This is a genomic window from Cohaesibacter haloalkalitolerans (assembly GCF_003574655.1).
GTDB lineage: Bacteria > Pseudomonadota > Alphaproteobacteria > Rhizobiales > Cohaesibacteraceae > Cohaesibacter > Cohaesibacter haloalkalitolerans.
The window spans coordinates 119091-139697 of the sequence record NZ_QNUM01000001.1 but is presented as its reverse complement, the minus strand read 5'-3'; the positions used below and the strand labels follow the sequence as shown (position 1 = coordinate 139697).

Here is a 20607-nt window from a genome sequence, read left to right as displayed (position 1 = left end):
GTGAAATGAGTTATTTTTGACGAATTAATCGAAAAAATCGATAAGAGAAATGCAACCATCTCTGCGCCAACTCACCTTCCTGATTGCCTTAGCGGACGAATTGCACTTCAGCAATGCGGCGAAGCGTTGCAACGTGACCCAGTCGACCCTCAGCGCCGGGCTCAAGGAGCTGGAAATGATCCTTGGTGTCACGCTGGCCGAGCGGTCCAAGCGCTCGGTGATCATGACTCCGATCGGCCGCAAGATCGTTGAACAATCGCGCAAGATATTGGCCGATACCCAGTCACTGGTGGAAATGGCCGCGCTGGAATCCGAAGCCATGGCCGGTGATATGCATCTGGGCGTCATTCCGACCATCGGCCCGTTTCTGCTGCCCCGATTGCGGCCCCTGTTGCGCAGCGCGCATCCCCATTTGCGGCTCTATCTGCGCGAGGAACTGACCGACCAGTTGCTGGAGGGGCTCAAAAGCGGTCGCCTTGATGTGGCTCTGATCGCGCTGCCCCATGATGTGGGTGATCTGGAGACGCTGGAGCTGTTCGAGGATGGCTACCATCTGGTGACCCCGATGAACCACAAGCTGGCGCAGAGGACTGAGGCAGACGGCAAGATGCTGAAGGGCGAGCCGTTGATGCTGCTTGAACGGGGCCATTGCCTGCAGCAGCATGCACTTTCGGCCTTTCCGGGCCTGCTCAACAAGGATGCCGAGTTCGACGCGACCAGCCTTGCCACCCTCTTGGCGATGGTGGAAGAGGGCCTCGGCTCGACGTTGATCCCCAATGTCGCCATTGATGCGGGCCTGACCCGGGCTCATGAGGTGGTGGAGATCGACCTGCCAACCTCGCTGCCGCGCAAGGTCACCATGGTCTGGCGCAAGTCTTCCACCCGCAAGGATGACTTCCGCGCGCTGGGAGACCTGATCATCGCCGCCCGAAACAGCCTCAGGGCAGACAAGGCCAACCATCACGACGGGAGTCCTTCATGAATCGCACCGCATTTGATGCCCATTGCGCCACTCTTCGTCATGCCACCAACGTGGTGCAGTGGGGCGGCTGTTCGGTCTGGAAAATTGGCGGCAAGATCTTTGCGCTCTGCAGCCCGGAAGCAAAAGGTGAGGGCTTTGTCAGGATCAGTTTCAAATGCTCCGACATGGCCTATGAAATCCTGAGCGACGAACCCGGCATCATCCCCGCACCGCACCTGGCCCGTGCCAAATGGGTCCAGCTTCAAGCCCCTGACGCCATGGATGACGACGCTATCAGGCAGCATCTCGACGCCGCCCACGCGATTATTGCCAGTCGACTTACCCGCAAACTGCGTACCGAACTAGGCTTTTTGTCATAGTCGAACCGGATCAGAAACGGTTGTCGCTGCAAAATGGCGGTGAAAAGCGCAATTCTGATGGCTTGACCCGTCGGGACTGATTTGCCACACTTCCGCTCGTAAACCTTTCGGCGCTGAGCGCGGTCATCCTGTCGGAACCTGACACCCTATCAGGGCAACCGGCATCGAGGAGGGCAACCGCGGCGCACAGCCCGGACGTTCACATCGAACATGGTTTCATGGTCACGACTCCGGGCTGATCAGACCGGAGATACAGTGATGAAAACCATTATCGAACCCTTCCGCATCAAATCGGTAGAACCTATTCGCATGACCACGCGCACCGAGCGCGAGGCCAAGCTCAAGGCTGCGGATTACAATCTCTTTGCGCTCAAATCAGAAGACGTGATCATCGACCTGCTGACCGACTCGGGCACCGGGGCCATGAGTGCCGAGCAGTGGGCCGCCGTCATGCGCGGTGACGAGAGCTACGCCGGATCCCCCTCCTACTATCGCTTCCGCGACAGTGTGCAGGAACTGATGCCCTTCACCCATATCATCCCGACCCATCAGGGACGGGCGGCAGAGGCCATTCTGGTTTCCATCTATGGCGGCGCTGGCAAGCATGTGCCCTCCAACACCCATTTCGACACCACCCGTGGCAATATCGAGGCGTCGGGCGCCGAGGCCTATGATTTGGTGATCGAGGAGGGCAAGAACCCGGCATCCCTGTTCCCGTTCAAGGGCAACATGGATCTTGCCAGGCTGGAAGCCTTTCTGGAGGAGAAGGGCGACAGCGTGCCGATGGTGATGATCACCATCACCAACAACGCCGGTGGCGGCCAGCCGGTCAGCCTTGAAAACATCCGCGGCGTTGCAGCGCTCGCCCACAAATATGGCAAGCCCTTCATTATCGACGGCTGCCGCTTTTCGGAAAATGCCTGGTTCATCAAGCAGCGCGAGGAAGGCCAGAAGCATCGCTCCATCAAGGATATCGTCCGCGACTGTTTCTCCGTCGCTGACGGCATGACCATGAGCGCCAAGAAGGACGCCTTTGGCAACATCGGTGGCTGGATCGCCTTCAACGACGACGCCATTGCCGATCAGGCCCGTGTCCGTCTCATCCAGACCGAAGGCTTCCCGACCTATGGCGGACTGGCCGGGCGCGATCTGGAAGCGCTGGCGCAGGGTCTGCATGAGATCATTGACGAGGACTATCTCAGATATCGCATCCGCACCAATGAGTATATCATCGAGAAACTCGATGCCCTCGGCATTCCGGTGGTCAAGCCGGCTGGCGGCCATGCGGTGTTTGTCGATGCCAAAAGCTGGCTGCCGCATATCGATCCGCTGAAATATCCGGCACATACGGTGGCCTGCAAGCTCTATGAGATTGGCGGCATCCGTTCCTGCGAAATCGGCTCGGTAATGTTTGGTCGCCAGACCGACGGATCGGAAAAACCGGCGGCCATGGAACTGGTGCGTCTGGCCTTCCCACGCCGTACCTACACCCAATCCCACGCAGATTACGTGGTGGAAGCCTTTGAAATGCTCGCGGCTGAAAAGGATCAGCTAAGGGGGTTCAAGATCATCAGGGAACCGAAACTGATGCGGCATTTCACCTGCAGCTTCGCACCTCTGGAAAGCTAACTCCGACTGGGCTCACCAGATTGTGCGAAGGCGCGTCAGCCCAATTTGCTGACGCGCCTTTTCTTTATGCTCTTGCCTCTTCCTGCCAGCCCTTTGTGGCCGGTGTCGCCATGGTGCGACCGCTCTCGGAGCCTGCCTCTTAAGCGTCAGCAACGCGTATTACACCCGTGTGTTCCATGCAAATTTGTCATCAGTCCGATGACTTGGCATGAATTGCTTCGATCATTTCGGGTGCCTATATCCAAAACATGCACAGCGAATGAAGCTTTTCCGAAAACAACAAGCGGCTTCTTCCTGTTCACGAACAAAGGATTTGATCGTTGCCCGGCTGAAAGAGATTGGAAGCCCTCGGTGCCCACAGAAGCGCCGGTCCTTGCCGATACTTCCCCGCCAGCCTTCCGACCGGTCAAAGACCAACACAAGAAACATGAAATAAGCCCGACGCGTGGCTGGCGTGAAAACCAGCGGCCAGCCAGCGCAAGGGGCAGAAGATAGGAGAGGAAAGATCATGGCATATGCAACGATTAATCCATACACGGGCGAACAGGTTGCTTCCTTCCCGGATGCAACGGATGCAGAAGTCAGCGCAGCCATTGACAAGGCACACCACGCCTTTCTGGCTTGGCGCAAGACCGGCTTTGCCGAACGCGCAAAGATCTTGCAGAAGGCTGCCGATCTGCTGCGCGCCAATGCTGACGAACACGCTAGGCTGCTGACCCTGGAAATGGGCAAGATCACCGCCGAGGCGAAAGCCGAGGTAGAGCTGTCGGCCAAGATCCTGGAATATTATGTCCGCAACGCTGAAAAGCTGCTGCAGCCGCGCAAACTTCCGGTGCTTGACCCTGCCGAAGGCGACGCAACGCTGGTGCATGAACCGCTTGGCGTGCTGCTGGCCATTGAGCCTTGGAACTTCCCTTACTATCAGATTGCCCGCATTCTGGCTCCGCAGCTTTCCGCTGGCAACGTGCTGCTCCTCAAGCATGCCTCCAACGTGCCACAGAGCGCCGCCGCCTTTGAAAAGCTGATGCAGGAAGCCGGTCTGCCGCAAGGAGCCTTCACCAACCTCTATGCAACCCGCTCGCAGATCGAAATGATCATCAACGACCCGCGCGTGCACGGCGTTGCCCTCACCGGTTCGGAAGCAGCGGGCTCGATTGTTGCCGCTCAGGCTGGCAAGGCGCTCAAGAAATCCACCATGGAACTGGGCGGCGCCGATGCCTTCGTCGTGCTCAAGGATGCCGATATCGACAAGGCCGTCGACTGGGCCGTATTCGGCCGCCACTGGAACGGTGGTCAGGTCTGCGTGTCCTCCAAACGCATGATCATCGTCGATGAGGTCTATGACGCGTTCCTTGAGAAATACAAGGCTGGAGTTGCCAAGCTGGTGGCAGGCGATCCGTTCGATCCGAACACCACCCTTGCTCCGCTGTCGTCCCAGAAGGCTGCCGATGACGTCAAGGCACAGATCAAAAAGGCCGTTGCACAAGGCGCAAAAGCCGAGCAAGTCGGCCCGGCCGTTCCAACCAAGGGGGCGTTTGTCCAGCCGACCATCCTCAGCGATCTTGGCGATGAAAACCCGGCTCGCTACTGGGAATTCTTCGGCCCTGTTTCCATGCTCTTCCGGGCAAAGGATGAGGCGGATGCGATCCGCATCGCCAACGACACGCCGTTCGGTCTGGGTGGCTCGGTTTTCTCGTCCGATGAAAAGCATGGGGCAGAGGTTGCAGCCCAGATTTCAACCGGCATGGTGTTCGTCAACCATCCGACCAAGGTTGAGGCCGATCTGCCCTTCGGCGGTATCCGCCGCTCCGGCTATGGCCGCGAACTGCTCGACCTCGGCCTGACCGAGTTCGTCAACCACAAGCTGATTGGTGTTGTCGACATCGACGCGCCATTCTGATCCATCCTGGCCTGACCCTATCCAACTGATGAAGACGCCCGGACAGCAGCCCTGTCCGGGCTTTTTCATGTTTTGATGCCTGCGGATTTCACAACTCCGGCAGGGTGGTCCGGATATGGTCGGCAAGGGCCGTGACGGCGGCGGAACTGCGCTGGTCGGCCAGCTCCAGCGTGATGCCAATGGCTGGCAGGGGCGGTAGATCCTGCGCGACGATATGCAGATCCTGCGGCACGGCACTTCTGGTCAGAACGCTGATAGCGTGCCCCGAACGGGCAATGGCCAGAAGACCGGCCAGACTGTTGCTGGCATAGGCCACCCGATAGCGGCGGTTGATCGCCTCCATGACGGTGCAGGCGGCGCGATAGTCGATGGTGCTCGGGGTCGGCAGGGCGAGCGGTAGAATCGGAGCCGAAAGGATTGCCGGTGCCGCTTCGTTGGCCACCCACACCAGCTGTTCCTCGCGGATCACCCCGTCCGCCTCTGCCGAGGGCAGCGAGACCAGCGCCATGTCCAGCATGCGCTGTTGCAGCTGCGGTCTGAGGTCGGTGGACGGGGCACAGACCAGCCGCAGATCGATGTCCGGATAGCGTGCGCAGAAGCTGCCCAGAAGCTGCGGCAGGAAGGCGCTGGCATAGTCTTCCGTGCAGCCAAGGCTGATCGAGCCACGAAGCGCGGTGCCGGTCATGTCCATCAGCATGTCATCATGCCGGGCCAGTAGCGCCTCGGCATGGATCAGCAGCTTTTCCCCCGCCGCAGTCAGCCGGACGCCTGCGCCGGTGCGGTGCAGTAGGGCCTTGCCAAGCTGGTCTTCCAGCCGATGCATCTGCATGCTCAGCGCCGATTGGGTGCGCCCAACCTGCTGGGCGGCGAGACTGATCGAGCCGGTCTGGGCGACAATGACGAAATTGCTCAGCAAGGCGATGTCGAGAGGCTGCATGATATAAATCCAATTGATATCGGATCTAAATAATATCAATTTGCCTGAATATGCAAGGCTTGCTAAAGCTGGGAGCAATCAACAACAGTCCATCAGAGACACCACCAGAGAGAAACAGCATGTCCTTGAATGATGATCCGGCCTTTTGGGACCGCGCCAACAACCATTTGATCCGCTATGGTTCCGCCTTCGAAAAGCTGATCATTGAACGCGCCGAGGGCAACTATGTCTATGACGCCGATGGCCGCGCCATTCTCGATTTCACATCGGGCCAGATGAGCGCCCTGCTGGGCCATTCCCACCCTGATATCGTTGCCACCGTCAACCGGCAGATGTCGACGGTTGCCCATCTCTTCTCCGGTATGCTCTCCCGCCCGGTGGTTGATCTTGCCACGCGCCTTGCCGAGCTTGCTCCGGGGCTTGATCGCGTCATGCTGGTGACGACCGGTGCCGAATCCAACGAAGCCGCCATTCGCATGGCCAAGCTGGTGACCGGTGGCCACGAGATCGTTGCGTTCGCCCAGAGCTGGCATGGCATGACCGGCGCAGCCGCCTCTGCCACCTATTCCGCTGGCCGTTTCGGCTATGGACCGGCATCTGTCGGTTCTTTCGTCATTCCCGCACCGGACGCCTACCGCCCACGCTTCAAGCATGCCGACGGCAGTCTTGACTGGCAGACGGAACTCGATGACGCCTTCCGCCTCATCGATTGCCAGACCTCGGGTAAGCTGGCCGCCTTCATTGCCGAGCCGATCCTGTCGAGCGGTGGCATCATCGAGTTGCCACTTGGCTATCTGGCGGCCCTCAAGAAGAAGTGTGAAGAGCGCGGCATGCTGCTCATCCTCGACGAAGCCCAGACCGGCGTTGGCCGCACCGGCACCATGTTCGCCTTCCAGCGCGATGGCGTCACTCCTGACATCATGAGCCTGTCCAAGACCCTCGGCGCCGGTCTGCCGCTGGCCGCGATCATGACCAGCAAGGAGATCGAGGAAAAGGCCCACGAGCGCGGCTTCCTGTTCTACACCACCCATGTCTCCGACCCGCTGCCCGCCGCCATCGGCAACACCGTGCTGGATGTGGTGGCCCGCGACGGGCTGGTCGACAAGGCCATCGAGCGCGGTGCCCAGATGCGCAATGGCCTCTTGGAGCTGCAAAAACAGTTCAACTGCATCGGCGATGTGCGCGGTCGTGGTCTGCTCATCGGTCTTGAAGTGGTCAAGGATCAGGAAACCAAGGCCCCGGGCTATGAGTTGGGCACGAAGATCATGGAAGAAGCCATGCTGCGCGGCCTCAGCATGAATGTGGTCAAGCTCCCCGGCATGGGCGGCGTCTTCCGCATCGCGCCACCGCTGACGGTTTCCGCCGAAGAAATCGACAAGGCGCTCAACATCATTTCCGACTCGATGGTCGCTGCCACGAAATAGGTTCTAAATTAATGCACCACGGAAAGTCAGGGATTCCGCGGTGTTGCTTGGTCTGGAGAATTGCAATTGGTGTCACTTATCTGTGAAGATGGTGCCTGTTGCTTAGAATTGAATTACGAACAGATTTCTGCTGCCGAATATAAATCACCATAAAGCTAAGTTGCACTAAATTGATATTGCACCAGACTGACTGTATAACGGTGGTGTATTATTCAGTTTGTGGAAAGAGATTATGGCCTACCCAATAGAAGATAAATTGGTCATTGCAGTGTCTTCAAGCGCACTGTTTGATTTAGAAAAGCCTGATAAAATATTTAAAGAAAAAGGCCATGACTCTTACAAGGAATATCAAGAACAAAATCTAGATAAACCTCTTAAAGAGGGGTTTGCCTTTTCATTCATAAAAAAGTTCTTGCAAATAAATGAGGTAAATAACAAGGAAAAGCCGGTGGAGGTTGTTGTTCTGTCTAGAAATTCTCCCGCCACTGGAAAAAGGGTTTTCCGGTCAATTCGACACTATGGGCTGGAAATTTCGAGAGCAGCATTTTTGCAAGGAAAGTCTCCATATGCGTATATTCCAGCGTTTAACGCATCGCTCTTTCTATCTGCCAATAAGGAAGATGTAAAAAGGGCGATTGAGGCGAGATATCCTGCTGGTTTAGTTCTTCCCAACCATAATATGAAGGAAGAAGAAAGTGATGAGCTGCGAATTGCGTTCGATTTCGATGGAGTGATCGCAGATGATCGTTCCGAAGCCGTTGTGCAGGAGCTTGGATTGACGACGTTTCATAAGCAAGAGGATGAGCAGTCGGCTATTCCTCTACTTTCTGGGCCGTTGGCAGATTTCTTCAAAAAAATATCTAAATTGCAAGACATTGAGATAAAAAAGGAAAAGGAGGATTGTAACTATAAAAGATTTATCCGAACTGCAATAATTACGGCCAGGAATTCTCCTGCTCATGAGAGGGTGATAACAACCCTAGAAGCGTGGGGAGTAAGCCCTGACGAAACCTTCTTCTTAGGGGGTATGAAAAAGGCGAGAATTCTAGAAGTGTTTAAACCGCATATGTTTTTTGATGATCAGCGCTCACATTTAGACCAGAATGTAGACGGCGTATCTTTAGTGCACATCCCATTTGGTATCGCAAATCAGGAAAAATAGCGTGCGAGCAGGGTCTCGACAGCTCTGAGCAGCAGAGCGAGATCGTTCGGGCGGGAGAGGCGATGGTCGCCATCCTTGACCAGCGTCAGCTTGACATCATCCTGTGCCAGTCGGGCGACAAGATCCACCGATGAGTGCCAGGGCACGGTGTCGTCCTTTACCCCTTGCAGAATGTGCACCGGACAGCCGGTCTCAATGAGGTCATCGCCCAGAAGATGGCTCATGCCATCCTCAATAAGCTCAGCGGTTATTTCGTAAGGGCCGTCACCATAGATGCTCGGCCGCAGATAGACCCCCGTCGCGGCCATTTCGGCTCTTGCGGCATCATCGAACCTGTCCCACATCAGCGCCTTGGTCATGTCGATGGCCGGGGCGATGAGAACGAGGCCCTTGATGCGGCTGTTGTTGAGCCCGACTCGTGCGATATGTGTCTTTGTCAGCAACAGCGCCAGCCAGCCGCCCATTGACGAGCCACAGATGATCTGAGGGCCTGCGGTCTGGTCATCAAACACCGCAAGACTTTCTTCAAGCCATCGCGAAATGGTGCCATCCCGAAAGGCGCCACCTGATACCCCGTGGCCGGAATAGTCAAAGCGGGTGTAGCCGCAGCCCTTTTCCGTCGCCCAGCCATCCAGCGCCAGTGCCTTGTCGCCTTCCATGTTCGACATGTAGCCATTCATCCAGAACAGGCCCGGCAGCCCGCTTTTGGCTGCGGATCGCTGTTTGAAGGCAATTTCGCGGGGATGGGCGTCCCCTTGTGAGTGGTTTCCGACAAGGAGGGTTTGCTTTTGGGGGGCTGACATTGCTATGTCTCCGGAAAAGATTTCAATCGGCACCGTTGGCAAGCGCGGCGACGGCAACGCCAGTTACATAGCGCGGTGGACCGCATGACGAAAGCCCCAACAATTCTTCAGGTTATCCCTTGGCTCGATTCCGGTGGCGTGGAGCGCGGAACGGTGGATATCGCTGCCGCGATCACCAGAGCTGGCGGCACGGCACTGGTGGCGGCTGAACCGGGCCGACTGGTGGGCGAGTTGGAAGCGGTTGGTGGCAAGCTGCTGCCTCTCAAGGGACGGAGCAAGAATCCCCTGGCGATCCTGCTGTCCAATGCCCGCACCATCGAGCGTATGATCCGCGAGCAGGGGGTCGATCTCGTCCATGCCCGCTCGCGCGCCCCGGCCTGGAGTGCGATGATTGCCGCCCATCGGGCCGGTGTGCCGTTTGTGACCACCTATCACGGGGCCTACAGCCAGAAGGGGCGGCTGAAGGCCTTCTATAATTCGGTCATGGCCAAGGGCGATATCGTCATTGCCAACTCCCACTACACGGCGCGTCTGGTCAGGGAACGCAACCCGGATGCCGAAAATCGCATCGTGACCATCCATCGCGGCGTCGACATGGAGCAGTTCGACATTAACACTGTGGCGCCGGAGCGCGTTGAAGCCCTGCGCCAGCAATGGGGAGTGGATGATCGCCCGGTGCTCATCCTGCCCTCCCGCCTCACCCGCTGGAAGGGCCAGAGCTTCATCATTCCGGTGATGGGCGCTCTGAAAAAGGCCATTGGTCCGGCCTTCCAGTTGCTGCTGATCGGCGATGAACAGGGACGGGAGAGCTATGTGGCCGAACTGGATCGCCTGATCGCCGAGCATGATGTAGCCGATTGCGTCAGCCGGGTGGGCCATTGCAAGGACATGCCCGCCGCCTATGCTCTGGCAACCATGGTGATCGTGCCCAGTCAGGATGCGGAAACTTTCGGGCGATCGGCAGCGGAAAGTCTGGCCATGGGCAAGCCGACCCTTGTCGGCGATCTCGGAGCCCAGCCAGAAGTGGTTGCCGCGCCTCCCGATGTGCCGGAGGGCCAATGGATTGCCAAGGTGATCCGCCATAATGATGCGGAAGGCTGGCAGCAGGCCATCGCCGACACCCTTGCCATGTCCGAGGAGCAGAAAAAGGCGGTCGCCCCCTTTGCTAGGGGATTGATAGAGGCCTGTTTCTCGCTGCGTTCCATGGGCCAGCAGACCCTTGCGGTCTATGACCAGCTGCTCGGCTGCGATCTGTCTGGTCACTAAGACTGAGGCCGCGAAGGCTGACGGGATGAAGGCCGCAGTGTCAGCCGATATCCATGATCTGGTTGCCGGTTCGGCGGAAACTGCCCGGACCGATGTGGAACGCCCGCTTGAAACTGCGCGAGAAGGACGGCACACTGTCATAACCGCATTGGCTGGCGACATCATCCATCGACAGATGGGTGGTGGTGAGCAGCATGCGGGCTCTGGTCAGCCGCCAGTTCCTGAGATAGTCCATCGGCGTCTGGCCCACTTCCTCGCTGAAGTTGCGGGCAAAGGCCGAGCGGGACTGTCCGGCCAGCGCCGCCAGATCTTCGATACGCCATTTGCGTTCCGGTTCGGCGTGGATGGCGCTGAGGCTGCGGGCAATCGCCTTGTCGGACAGGGCTCTGAGGAAGCCTTTGGTCTCGTCGGTGGCGTTGAGGGCAAGCTCCCGGACAGTCTGAATGAAGATGACCTCGATCAGCCGACTGACAATCGCCGCCATGCCCTGTCCTGCCCGGTTGGCTTCCATCGAGATCAGATCCAGCGTTGACCGCATCCATGGCGCGCTGCCCATGTCCTCGGGCCTCAGATGCAGGTGGGTCGGCAACAGCGCCAGCACCGGATGCTCGATTTCCTCGTCAAACTGCAGGAAACCGCACAACAGGGCGGCCTTCTCCCGCTCCTCTCCAACCTTTAGCAGGCCGTCACGCAAGGCCCCTCCGGCAATCAGCGCGCCAAGGGAGGTCGGTGCCAGATCCGGGGTTGCGGTAATGGTCTGTGTCGCCCCGTGGGGAACCAGCAAGATGTCGCCCTTCTCGAAGGCGACCGGGGCCTCCCCCTCCATGCCAAGCCAGCCGGATCCGTTCAGCACGATATGGAAGCGGATATGCCGTTGCGATGCGGGGATGGAAATTGCAAACGGTCCGGACAGTTGTGCCCGAAAATAGAGCTGCCCCGTGAGGCGCAGTGTGGAAAAGATGTCGGAAATCAGGTCGTTCTTATGCATGCGTGCCGCTTTCTGGACGATCGGCTAAGAATGAGGGATTTTCAATCATTAACAAGCAATCGCCAATCCGGCAAGCTGGCTGTCGCGGGCACAGCCATCCGACATCTGACTGCTCGCTCGTAGCCATCCTGTAATTCTTCGTGGAGCGACCCAAACATGCCTCTGGAAATGATCATTGCCCTTATTGGATTTGCCTTTGTCATGTCCATTTCGCCCGGCCCGGCCAACTTTCTGCTGCTGGCATCGGGGGCCAACTTCGGGGTCCTGCGCTCCCTGCCGCTGATTTTCGGGGTCTCGTTCGGCTTTCTGTCGATGGTATTCGCCGTCGGGCTCGGTCTGGGGCAACTGCTCAAACAGGCACCGATGGTGGAAACCGGCCTGCGCATTGCTTGCGGCGCCTATATCCTCTGGCTGGCCTACAAGATTTCTGGTGTTCGATCTCTGGGAGCTGATGACGGCAAGCAGGGAGAGGAACTGGTCAAGCCGATATCCTTCATTCAGGCCGCCCTGTTGCAACTGCTCAACCCCAAGGCATGGACCGTCGCCCTGCTGGTGACGGTGACCTACATGACCGAAGCGGACTATCTCGGCAATCTCATCGTGCTGGTGGCCGTCTTTGCCGTAGTCAACATTCCCTCCATCGGTGTTTGGGCCGTATCAGGCGCAGCCTTTCGCCAGCACCTCTCCAGGAACAACCGGCTGCTGTGGTTCAACCGGATCATGGCGCTTCTGCTGGTGGCAAGCATGGTGCCGATGTTGATCCATATGGGATAAAAGGAAAAAGCCTGATCCGGGTGGATCAGGCTTTCAGGTATCCTTGACTGAGCTTGTCGTCAGTGCCTGTTCTTTAGTGTTTCTGCGGCCGCAGATAGATGAACCAGTAGACCAGTCCGACCAGCACGCCACCGCCCAAAATGTTGCCGATGGTAACGGGGATCAGGTTGTCGATGACAAAGTTGCTCCACGTCAGGTCGGCGAAATCGGCGGCCGTGGTGCCTGTGGCTTCCCAGAATTCAGGGCCTGCAAAGGTCTTGGTCATGATGGCCATTGGGATCTGGAACATGTTGGCGACGCAGTGCTCGAAGCCGGAAGCAACGAACATGGCAACGGGAAGGGTCACGGCGAGCAGCTTGTCAGTGACCGAACGGCCAGCATAGGACATCCAGACGCCAAGGCAGACCATCACGTTGCACATGGTGCCCAGAGCCACAGCCTGAAAGAAGCCATGGTGCAGCTTGTGCTGGGCAACATGCATGTAGTTCAGCCCCAGAGAGCCATTGCCCTGTTCATAGTGCTGGGCGATCTGCATGATGGCGACCAGACCAATGGCACCGACAAAGTTGCCGGCATAGACAACGCACCAGTTTTTGGCGAGCTGTCCCCAGGTGATCTTCTTGCTTGCCTTGGCAACGACCGTCAGTACGGAACTCGTGAACAGGTCGCCGCCATTGACGACGACCAGCATCAGTCCGAGGCTGAAGGCAAGACCGCCGATAAACTTGTTTGCACCCCAGCCCATGTTGCTGTTGCCGGTGGTGACGACCGTGTAGAAGACAAAGGCGATGCCGATGAAGGCTCCAGCGGTCATGGCCAGCACGAAGGTGGTCATAGGCTGTTTGGTTGCTTTGTAGACACCGACATCCTCGGCCTTTTTGGCCATTGCTGCGGGCATCAGGGCGTCGAATTGAAAATCTGGCGTTTCGGTCATGGACTAGACTTTTCTGCTCTTGGATTGTGCAATGGGGCGACGGGCGCCCAATGAAATCTGCTCGCTCTTTATCATACGAACGTCGTATATCGTTGATTTTGGTCATCCAACGGCATGCTTATTTTGCATAGCAGAACTTTTTGTTGCGCGAAATGTCTTGTAATTCCTTCCATTCATGCCGAATTGTGCACTAGCTTGTGAAAGGAGGGGTGTTTGCACCCTTATCTCGGGGCCAGATCCAAGGCAGGGCTTGAAAGGCAAGGCAAGCTGCGGCATATGTATCTGACGCCATTGTTGCAATAAACAGGAGATTACGACCATTCGCCGCCCAAATAGAGCGCAAGCGACCCGCGAAACGGGACCGCGCATCAATACTCAAATTCGAATTGACGAAGTGCAGCTCATCGATGATGAGGGCACCAACCACGGATCCATCCCCACCAGGCAGGCCCTCGACATGGCCGCCGAGGCCGGTCTGGATCTGGTAGAGATTTCGCCGAATGCAAAGCCGCCGGTCTGCAAGATCATGGACTACGGCCGCTACAAATATCAGGCACAGAAGAAAGCCGCTGAAGCGCGCAAGAAACAGAAAGTCGTTGAAGTCAAAGAAGTCAAGATGCGGCCGAACATTGACACCCACGATTATGAAGTGAAAATTCGCAGCGCTAACCGCTTTGTCGAAGACGGTGACAAGGTCAAATTCACCTTGCGCTTTCGTGGTCGCGAAATGGCCCATCAGGGTCTTGGCATGGAGCTCTTGCAGAAAGTCAAGGCCGAGATGGCCGACCGCACCAAGGTTGAACTGGAGCCTAAGCTCGAAGGCCGCCAGATGATCATGATCCTTGCTCCGAAATAAGTGTTTACTGGGCAAAATGCTCTATTTCGCCAACAACCCGGATCGTTTGATCCGGGTTTTTTATTGCGCCGTATAAAGTCCGCCAGCATGGTAGGGAACCTTTTCTCCGCGCTGCCGTTTGCCCTAGACAGAAGAAGTTTCCGACAAGGAGTCGCAAGGCCTCATGAAACGACCCGGATGGATCACATACCCCGCATTTCTCGCCCTTTCCATGGGGGGTGGCTTGTTGATTGGTGTCATCACCATTCCCGGTCCATGGTATCAGGCATTGGCCAAGCCGCCCTTCACCCCGCCCAACTGGCTGTTCGCACCGGCATGGACCATTCTCTATGCGCTCATCGGCATTGTTGGTGCCCGGGTGTTTGGCGCCAAGGACAGCAAGGGCCTGTTCCGGATCTGGCTATTCCAGATGCTGCTCAATTTTATCTGGAGCCCGGTTTTCTTTGGCTGGCAGCTTGCCGGAGCGGCTCTTGTTATCATTATCATGTTGCTGCTCGCAATTGCGGCTTTCATGGCGCGGGCGCGCCGATGGGATCCGGTGTCTGTGGCCCTGTTTGCCCCCTATTTCGTTTGGGTTTCCTACGCCAGCTACCTCAATGCGGGCATCTATGTCCTGAATTGATGTCCCGGTCTGCACTTCGGCCTGTACCCCGGCCTGTACCCCGGCCTGTGCCCGAGCCTGAGCCCATGCCGGGGCAGAGCGGGAAAGGAGACGGCTGAAGGCTTCATTTCCCTGTCAGATTCTTTTGCTTTGCCTCTTGATTCCCTTCGCGCGCATCGGTATAACCCGCCAGTCTGTACGCGTAGTGCTCGGTCTCTCGAGATGAGGGGGCAGCGCAGTGTGCAGAAGGAAACGACTCGCCCGGCTGAATTTAGGGCTGCCGTGGGGAGTTGGAAATGCTCAATCCGGGATGGACGGATCGGATGCCTTTCGAGGCAGCTGCCTTCATCTTCGAGCTTCATCAAGAACAACAGTCCGCCAAGGATTTCAGGAGAGCAAAATGCCCAAGCTGAAGACTAAGTCCGGTGCCAAGAAACGCTTCAAGGTAACCGGTTCTGGCAAGGTCGTGACCGCACAGGCTGGCAAACGCCACGGCATGATCAAGCGCACCACCAAATTCATCCGCAAAGCACGTGGTACCACCACTCTCAGCGAGCAGGATGCAAAGATCGTCAAGCAGTACCTGCCTTACAAATAAGCGCGAGTAGCTTGAGAACAGCATTCTGGTAAAGGAGATAAAATCATGGCACGTGTAAAACGCGGTGTAACGGCTCATGCCCGTCACAAAAAGACCCTCAAGGCTGCCAAAGGTTACTATGGCGCCCGTCGTTCAACCATTCGCATTGCGAAACAGGCCGTTGAAAAAGCTGGCCAGTACGCATATCGCGACCGCAAGACCAAGAAGCGCAACTTCCGCGCTCTGTGGATCCAGCGTATCAACGCCGCTGTTCGTGAACAGGGCCTGACCTATGGTCGATTTATCGACGGCCTCAACAAGGCTGGCATCGAAATCGACCGCAAGGTCCTCTCGGATATGGCAATTCATCAGCCAGAGGCTTTTGCAAGCCTGGTTGAGAAAGCCAAATCTTCTGCTGCCGCCTAAGGCGCATTCCGGTTAAAAAGCATCGCTTTTTGCAGGAAGTCGTGTTGAGGCCGAAATACTGGCAATTCCAGCTGGAATTGTAGAGATTTCGTATCGGCGCACGAATATTTGCAAGGTTTGAAAACCCGCGTCGAGCAGTCGAGGCGGGTTTTTATTTTTTCTCGGGGAGATTGAGGGGATTAAGTGAGGAAAAGGCCCTTTATTGTCCCTGCCAATCTGTTACAACGCACACAGCAAAGTCTCGTAGGGTAGAAGCCCGGTCAGACCGGTCCATACGGAATGGCCCAAAACGGAATGATTATGTCGGAACTCAAATCACTCGAGCAGGAGATCTCCGCCGCTATTGAAGCGGCCACTGATGAGCCTGCACTGGAAGAAGTCCGCATCTCGGCTCTTGGCAAGAAGGGCAAGATCTCGGAACTGATGAAAACCCTGGGCAAGATGAGCCCGGAAGAGCGCAAGGAAATGGGCCCGGCCCTCAACGGTCTGAAAGACCGGGTTGGCGATCTGCTCGGCGCGCGCAAGGAAGTCCTGAAGGATCAGGCGCTTAACGCCCGCCTGCAAAGCGAGACAGTCGACGTCACCTTGCCGACCCGCATGGGCGCAACATTTGACGGCCGGGTGCATCCGATTGCTCAGGTGACCGACGAACTGACCGCAATCTTTGCCGACATGGGGTTCGCAGTTGCTGAAGGTCCCGACATCGAGGAAGACTTCTACAACTTCACGGCGCTCAACTTCCCGCCCGATCATCCGGCCCGTCTGGAGCATGACACCTTCTTCCTTCCGGTTGACGCCGAAGGCAACCAGAAGGTTCTGCGCACTCACACATCGCCGGTGCAGATCCGCACGATGATGTCGCAGCAACCGCCGATCCGTGTCATCTGCCCGGGCCGCACCTATCGCTGCGACAGCGACCAGACCCACACCCCGATGTTCCATCAGGTGGAAGGCCTCGTCATCGAGGAAGGCATCCACATGGGGCATCTGAAGTGGACGCTGGAAGAATTCTGCAAGGCCTTCTTCGAGGTGGACAGTGTCAAGATGCGCTTCCGCGCCTCCCACTTCCCCTTCACCGAACCGTCCATGGAAGTCGACATCGGCTGCCAGCGCGTCGGCAACGAACTGCGCATCGGCGAGGGTGACGACTGGCTCGAAATCCTTGGCTGCGGCATGGTGCATCCGAATGTGCTGCGCAACTGCAATCTTGATCCGGACCGCTACACCGGTTTTGCCTTCGGCATGGGCATCGACCGCATCGCCATGCTGAAATATGGCATGCCGGACCTCAGAGCCTTCTTCAACGGTGATAAGCGCTGGCTCGATCACTATGGCTTCCGTCCCCTTGACATTCCCGGACTTGTAGGAGGGCTTTCCTCATGAAATTCACACTGTCCTGGCTGAAGGATTATCTGGAGACCGACGCGTCTCTGGAGGAAATTCTCGACAAGCTTACCATCATCGGCCTTGAGGTCGAGGAAGTCATCGATACGGCTGCAATGCTGAAGGATTTCACTGTTGCCTATGTCGAGGAAGCCGTCCAGCATCCCGACGCCGATCGCTTGCATGTCTGCAAGGTCAACACCGGCAAGGAAGTGCTGCAGATCGTCTGTGGTGCTCCCAATGCACGGGCTGGCATCAAGGTTGTTCTGGCCCAGAACGGCTCCATCATTCCGGCCAATGGCATGAAGCTGAAGCCAACCGTCATCCGTGGGGTCGAATCCAACGGCATGATGTGCTCCGAGCGCGAAATGGGCATTTCCGACGAGCATAACGGCATCATCGAGCTGCCAGCCGATGCACCGCTCGGCGAACCGTTTGCCCCTGTGCTCGGTCTTGACGATCCGGTGATCGACATCGCCATCACGCCAAACCGCGGTGACGCGCTCGGCGTCTATGGCGTCGCCCGTGATCTGGCTGGTGCCGGTATCGGCACTCTCAAGGAGCATCACCCGGCGGTCATCGAAGGCAGCTTTGACAGCCCGCTCGATGTTGTCCTGAAGGAAGAGGGCGAAAACCCGATCTGCCCGATCTTCACTGGCGTTTACGTCAAGGGCGTCAAGAACGGCCCGAGCCCGGACTGGCTGCAGCGGCGTCTGCGGGCCATCGGTCTTCGCCCGATCAACGCTCTTGTCGATATCACCAACTACATTTCCTACGATCGCGGCCGTCCGCTGCATGTCTATGACGCAGACAAGGTGGCTGGCAACATCCATGTGCGCCTTGGCAAGCCGGGCGAGAAGATGGTTGCGCTCGATGGCAAGGAATATGAGATCAAGGAAGGCACGGACATCTGCGTCATCGCTGACGACAATGGCCCGGTCGGCTTTGGTGGCATCATGGGCGGCGAAGGCACTGGCTCCCAGCCGGAAACCACCAATGTCTTCATCGAATGTGCCTGGTTCGATCCGATCCGGACGGCTCGTTCCGGTCGCGCCCTCGGCATCCAGTCCGATGCGCGTTATCGCTTCGAGCGCACGGTCGATCCGTCCTTCGTCATTCCCGGCGGCTATCTGGCAGCCAGGATGGTGATGGATCTGTGTGGCGGCGAGCCATCCCGAATGGTCGTTGCCGGTGAAGCGCCCATTTCTGACAAGATCATCGACTTCCCGCTCTCCGAGGTCAAGCGTCTCGCCGGTCTCGATGTGCCCGAGCTGGAAATCAAGACCGTACTCAAGCGCCTCGGCTTCTGGGTTTCCGGGGTTGGCGAACATGTCAAGGTTGCGGTTCCGACCTTCCGTCCCGATGTGCACGGCAAGGCCGATATCGTCGAGGAAGTGGCCCGCATCGTTGGTGTCGACCGCGTTCCTGCCGCAGCCCTGCCACGGCACAACGCCGTGACCCAGCCGCCGCTGACCGAGCGCCAGAAGCGTATCCGTCAGGCCCGCCGCCAACTGGCTGCACGGGGCATGGTGGAAGCGGTGACATGGTCGTTTGTCGACAAGTCCCTTGCCGAGCTGTTCGGTGGTGGCAAGCCGGAACTGGCCCTGACCAACCCGATCTCCGCCGATCTGTCCGACATGCGCCCGAGCCTGTTGCCCGGCCTGCTGCTGGCGGCCCAGCGCAACGTCGACCGCGGCTTTGACGACCTCGCCCTGTTCGAGGTTGGCCAGATCTTCCTTGGCGACAAGCCGGAAGACCAGTTCACCCATGCCACCGGTCTGCGCCGGGGTGCCGTCCAGATCGCAGGCAGCGGTCGCCATTGGCGCGATCCGGCCAAGAAGGCTGATGTCTTTGACGTGCGGGCGGATGCTTTGGCGGTGCTGGAATCCATGGGGCTGGACAGCTCCAAGCTGCAGATCGTCGCCGGTGGGCCTGAATGGTACCATCCGGGTCGCTCCGGCAAGATCCAGCTTGGCCCGAAAGTCGTGCTCGGCACCTTTGGTGAACTGCATCCGAAGATCCTCGATGCAATGAAAGTCGACGGCCCTGTCTGTGCATTCGAGATCATCATCGAGGCCGCGCCGGAACCGAAGAAGAAGGCTGCCAAGTCCCGTGCTGCCCTGCAGCTTTCGGACCTGCAGCCGCTGAGTCGTGACTTCGCCTTCGTGGTTGCCCATGAAGTGACCGCAGCGACGGTGCTCAAGGCCGCGGCCAGTGCCGACAAGAAACTGATCACCGATGTCAGCCTGTTCGACGTCTATGAAGGGGAACATATGGAGCCGGGCAAGAAGTCCGTCGCCTTCGAGGTTTCCCTTCAGCCGAAGGACAAGACCCTGACGGACGAGGATCTGGAAGCCATCTCCAAGAAGATCGTCGAAGCCGTTGCCAAGGCAACCGGCGGCGAGCTGCGCGGCTGATTGACCCATCCGACATCCCGCGGTTCATGAGAGCTGCGGGATGTTCCTTTCTGGCATTGGCGGGGGTGAGCCATGGTTGACGTTGTCGATTCCTACGCAATGGGTGATACGCCCGAACTGGCCGATGCGCTTCTGGCTCTGGTGCTTGAAGGCAGGAAAACAGCTTCCTGCGACTCGCTTCTCCTGATGGAAAAGAACAATATTCCCCTGCCCAAGGTTGGGGATGTCTATATTCTGCTTGATGGCCTCAACAGGCCCGCCGTCATGATTGAAACCCTTGAGGTGACCATTCGCCGGTTCGATGAAGTCGACGAGGCTTTCGCTCGTGCCGAGGGCGAAGGCGATCTCTCGTATGACTTTTGGCGGGAAGGCCACAAGGACTATTTCACCCGCAATGGCGGCTTTTCTCCCGATATGAAACTGGTTTGCGAGCGCTTCAGAGTGCTTGAGATTCTCGAACGCTGATCCCGTTTGCCTTTGAAATGATACCGTGAGGAGTTGCCATGGATAGCCCGTTTGTGGTGCGCAGGGACAAGGATGACGAGGCGCTGGACGAGCAGACAAGACGCAGTCTTCTGATCCGCTTCATTCGCGAGGATGACCAGCTGATGGAGATTCTTGAAGGGCTGCGGACGCTCGATCTGCCCGACTGGCGGCTGGTCTCCGGTGCAATCTACCAGACCGTCTGGAACCGCCTGACGGGCCGCCCACAGGGCCATGGCATCAAGGACTATGACGTCGCCTACCACGATCCGGCCGACCGCTCATGGGAGGCCGAGGACGCGGTGATCGCACAGGTGGATGAGGCATTGGCCGCATGGAAGGGGCGCATCGAGGTGCGCAATCAGGCGCGGGTGCATCTGTGGTATCCGGAGAAATTTGGCGGCGCCTATCCCGAGCTGTCTTCCACGGACGAGAGCCTGGAATTCTACATGTGCACCACCCACGCGGTGGCTGTCCGGCTGGAGCGCGATGACAGTCTGTCGATTGCCGCCCCTTATGGGCTGGAGGATATCTTTGCGCTCACCATTCGCCCCTGTCACAGGCTGGAGAGCAACCGGGCCCATTATGCAGAAAAGGCGAGACGCATGTCCCGCCTTTGGCCTGAGCTGAAAATCCTCGATTGGGAAACCGGAGAGCCGATGCGCCCGGAGTTTCTGTCCTCAGAGCAGCTGTCCTAGAAGACTTC

The 20607-nt window shown here is 57.8% G+C and carries 20 protein-coding genes; 16 read left to right on the top strand and 4 right to left on the bottom strand.

Annotated elements, in window-relative coordinates; genetic code table 11:
• The first annotated feature begins 49 nt into the window (after positions 1–49).
• From DSL70_RS00645 to DSL70_RS00630, 4 genes are all read left to right on the top strand, one after another.
• Positions 50–982 carry a LysR substrate-binding domain-containing protein gene (locus tag DSL70_RS00645; protein WP_119305969.1) on the top strand — a complete coding sequence of 311 codons (933 nt, stop codon included), beginning with the start codon at positions 50–52 and terminating at the stop codon, positions 980–982.
• The gene (locus DSL70_RS00640; protein WP_119305968.1) at positions 979–1341 is read left to right on the top strand and encodes an MmcQ/YjbR family DNA-binding protein; all 363 of its coding nucleotides are present in this window, start codon (positions 979–981) and stop codon (positions 1339–1341) included. The genes DSL70_RS00645 and DSL70_RS00640 overlap by 4 nt, the downstream gene beginning before the upstream one ends.
• A 258-nt stretch (positions 1342–1599) precedes the next feature.
• Positions 1600–2970 (top strand): tryptophanase, encoded by a 1371-nt coding sequence (locus DSL70_RS00635; protein ID WP_119305967.1) that lies wholly within the window; start codon positions 1600–1602, stop codon positions 2968–2970.
• A gap of 508 nt (positions 2971–3478) precedes the next feature.
• The gene (locus tag DSL70_RS00630) at positions 3479–4870 is read left to right on the top strand and encodes an NAD-dependent succinate-semialdehyde dehydrogenase (RefSeq protein ID WP_119305966.1); all 1392 of its coding nucleotides are present in this window, start codon (positions 3479–3481) and stop codon (positions 4868–4870) included.
• 88 nt (positions 4871–4958) lie between these two features.
• On the opposite strand, the gene DSL70_RS00625 is transcribed toward DSL70_RS00630, so the two are convergent.
• Complete coding sequence (locus tag DSL70_RS00625; protein ID WP_119305965.1) at positions 4959–5807, bottom strand: LysR family transcriptional regulator; 849 nt, start codon at positions 5805–5807, stop codon at positions 4959–4961.
• Between the two features lie 119 nt (positions 5808–5926).
• Between DSL70_RS00625 and DSL70_RS00620 the strand changes: the two genes are divergently transcribed.
• Both DSL70_RS00620 and DSL70_RS00615 read left to right on the top strand, forming a co-directional pair.
• Positions 5927–7231: an aspartate aminotransferase family protein gene (locus tag DSL70_RS00620; protein WP_119305964.1), complete on the top strand. Its 1305-nt coding sequence runs from the start codon at positions 5927–5929 to the stop codon at positions 7229–7231.
• A 232-nt stretch (positions 7232–7463) separates the two neighbouring features.
• Positions 7464–8393, top strand: coding sequence for a 5'-nucleotidase (locus DSL70_RS00615; RefSeq protein ID WP_119305963.1), 930 nt, complete (start codon positions 7464–7466; stop codon positions 8391–8393).
• Here DSL70_RS00615 and DSL70_RS00610 read toward each other — a convergent pair.
• Positions 8381–9196: an alpha/beta hydrolase gene (locus DSL70_RS00610; RefSeq protein ID WP_119305962.1), complete on the bottom strand. Its 816-nt coding sequence runs from the start codon at positions 9194–9196 to the stop codon at positions 8381–8383. The genes DSL70_RS00615 and DSL70_RS00610 overlap by 13 nt on opposite strands.
• An 84-nt stretch (positions 9197–9280) precedes the next feature.
• On the opposite strand from DSL70_RS00610, the gene DSL70_RS00605 reads away from it, so the two are divergent.
• A complete protein-coding gene (locus tag DSL70_RS00605) occupies positions 9281–10462 on the top strand; it encodes a glycosyltransferase family 4 protein (protein WP_119306547.1) in 1182 nt (393 codons plus the stop codon).
• Positions 10463–10502: 40 nt separating this feature from the next.
• Here DSL70_RS00605 and DSL70_RS00600 read toward each other — a convergent pair whose 3' ends face one another.
• Positions 10503–11450: an AraC family transcriptional regulator gene (locus tag DSL70_RS00600; protein WP_119305961.1), complete on the bottom strand. Its 948-nt coding sequence runs from the start codon at positions 11448–11450 to the stop codon at positions 10503–10505.
• A gap of 156 nt (positions 11451–11606) precedes the next feature.
• Here DSL70_RS00600 and DSL70_RS00595 point away from each other — a divergent pair, with 156 nt between their 5' ends.
• Positions 11607–12224 (top strand): LysE family translocator, encoded by a 618-nt coding sequence (locus DSL70_RS00595; protein WP_119305960.1) that lies wholly within the window; start codon positions 11607–11609, stop codon positions 12222–12224.
• A gap of 73 nt (positions 12225–12297) precedes the next feature.
• Here DSL70_RS00595 and focA read toward each other — a convergent pair whose 3' ends face one another.
• Entirely contained in the window at positions 12298–13158 is an 861-nt protein-coding gene (focA, locus tag DSL70_RS00590) for a formate transporter FocA (protein WP_119305959.1), read from the bottom strand.
• A gap of 319 nt (positions 13159–13477) precedes the next feature.
• On the opposite strand from focA, the gene infC reads away from it, so the two are divergent.
• The 8 genes from infC to DSL70_RS00550 all read left to right on the top strand — a co-directional run bounded on the left by infC (position 13478) and on the right by DSL70_RS00550 (position 20599).
• The gene (gene infC, locus DSL70_RS00585; RefSeq protein WP_119305958.1) at positions 13478–14014 is read left to right on the top strand and encodes a translation initiation factor IF-3; all 537 of its coding nucleotides are present in this window, start codon (positions 13478–13480) and stop codon (positions 14012–14014) included.
• 163 nt (positions 14015–14177) lie between these two features.
• Positions 14178–14636, top strand: a complete 459-nt coding sequence (locus DSL70_RS00580; protein ID WP_119305957.1) for a TspO/MBR family protein — start codon at positions 14178–14180, stop codon at positions 14634–14636.
• 379 nt (positions 14637–15015) lie between these two features.
• Complete coding sequence (rpmI, locus tag DSL70_RS00575; protein ID WP_119305956.1) at positions 15016–15213, top strand: 50S ribosomal protein L35; 198 nt, start codon at positions 15016–15018, stop codon at positions 15211–15213.
• A 45-nt stretch (positions 15214–15258) separates the two neighbouring features.
• The gene (gene rplT, locus DSL70_RS00570) at positions 15259–15618 is read left to right on the top strand and encodes a 50S ribosomal protein L20 (RefSeq protein WP_119305955.1); all 360 of its coding nucleotides are present in this window, start codon (positions 15259–15261) and stop codon (positions 15616–15618) included.
• 300 nt (positions 15619–15918) lie between these two features.
• The gene (pheS, locus tag DSL70_RS00565; RefSeq protein ID WP_119306546.1) at positions 15919–17001 is read left to right on the top strand and encodes a phenylalanine--tRNA ligase subunit alpha; all 1083 of its coding nucleotides are present in this window, start codon (positions 15919–15921) and stop codon (positions 16999–17001) included.
• On the top strand, positions 16998–19418 hold the full coding sequence (gene pheT, locus DSL70_RS00560) for a phenylalanine--tRNA ligase subunit beta (RefSeq protein ID WP_119305954.1): 2421 nt from the start codon (positions 16998–17000) through the stop codon (positions 19416–19418). The genes pheS and pheT overlap by 4 nt, the downstream gene beginning before the upstream one ends.
• 72 nt (positions 19419–19490) lie before the next feature.
• Positions 19491–19883, top strand: coding sequence for an ASCH domain-containing protein (locus tag DSL70_RS00555; protein ID WP_119305953.1), 393 nt, complete (start codon positions 19491–19493; stop codon positions 19881–19883).
• 38 nt (positions 19884–19921) lie between these two features.
• A complete protein-coding gene (locus DSL70_RS00550; RefSeq protein WP_119305952.1) occupies positions 19922–20599 on the top strand; it encodes a nucleotidyltransferase family protein in 678 nt (225 codons plus the stop codon).
• Positions 20600–20607: the final 8 nt, after the last annotated feature.

Excerpts from the sequence above, each read along its gene's own strand:
- DSL70_RS00645 (WP_119305969.1), top strand. The coding sequence starts at position 50 with ATGCAACCATCTCTGCGCCAACTCACCTTCCTGATTGCCTTAGCGGAC.
- DSL70_RS00640 (WP_119305968.1), top strand. The coding sequence starts at position 979 with ATGAATCGCACCGCATTTGATGCCCATTGCGCCACTCTTCGTCATGCC.
- DSL70_RS00635 (WP_119305967.1), top strand. The coding sequence starts at position 1,600 with ATGAAAACCATTATCGAACCCTTCCGCATCAAATCGGTAGAACCTATT.
- DSL70_RS00630 (WP_119305966.1), top strand. The coding sequence starts at position 3,479 with ATGGCATATGCAACGATTAATCCATACACGGGCGAACAGGTTGCTTCC.
- DSL70_RS00625 (WP_119305965.1), bottom strand. The coding sequence starts at position 5,807 with ATGCAGCCTCTCGACATCGCCTTGCTGAGCAATTTCGTCATTGTCGCC.
- DSL70_RS00620 (WP_119305964.1), top strand. The coding sequence starts at position 5,927 with ATGTCCTTGAATGATGATCCGGCCTTTTGGGACCGCGCCAACAACCAT.
- DSL70_RS00615 (WP_119305963.1), top strand. The coding sequence starts at position 7,464 with ATGGCCTACCCAATAGAAGATAAATTGGTCATTGCAGTGTCTTCAAGC.
- DSL70_RS00610 (WP_119305962.1), bottom strand. The coding sequence starts at position 9,196 with ATGTCAGCCCCCCAAAAGCAAACCCTCCTTGTCGGAAACCACTCACAA.
- DSL70_RS00605 (WP_119306547.1), top strand. The coding sequence starts at position 9,281 with ATGACGAAAGCCCCAACAATTCTTCAGGTTATCCCTTGGCTCGATTCC.
- DSL70_RS00600 (WP_119305961.1), bottom strand. The coding sequence starts at position 11,450 with ATGCATAAGAACGACCTGATTTCCGACATCTTTTCCACACTGCGCCTC.
- DSL70_RS00595 (WP_119305960.1), top strand. The coding sequence starts at position 11,607 with ATGCCTCTGGAAATGATCATTGCCCTTATTGGATTTGCCTTTGTCATG.
- focA (WP_119305959.1), bottom strand. The coding sequence starts at position 13,158 with ATGACCGAAACGCCAGATTTTCAATTCGACGCCCTGATGCCCGCAGCA.
- DSL70_RS00580 (WP_119305957.1), top strand. The coding sequence starts at position 14,178 with ATGAAACGACCCGGATGGATCACATACCCCGCATTTCTCGCCCTTTCC.
- rpmI (WP_119305956.1), top strand. The coding sequence starts at position 15,016 with ATGCCCAAGCTGAAGACTAAGTCCGGTGCCAAGAAACGCTTCAAGGTA.
- rplT (WP_119305955.1), top strand. The coding sequence starts at position 15,259 with ATGGCACGTGTAAAACGCGGTGTAACGGCTCATGCCCGTCACAAAAAG.
- pheS (WP_119306546.1), top strand. The coding sequence starts at position 15,919 with ATGTCGGAACTCAAATCACTCGAGCAGGAGATCTCCGCCGCTATTGAA.
- pheT (WP_119305954.1), top strand. The coding sequence starts at position 16,998 with ATGAAATTCACACTGTCCTGGCTGAAGGATTATCTGGAGACCGACGCG.
- DSL70_RS00555 (WP_119305953.1), top strand. The coding sequence starts at position 19,491 with ATGGTTGACGTTGTCGATTCCTACGCAATGGGTGATACGCCCGAACTG.
- DSL70_RS00550 (WP_119305952.1), top strand. The coding sequence starts at position 19,922 with ATGGATAGCCCGTTTGTGGTGCGCAGGGACAAGGATGACGAGGCGCTG.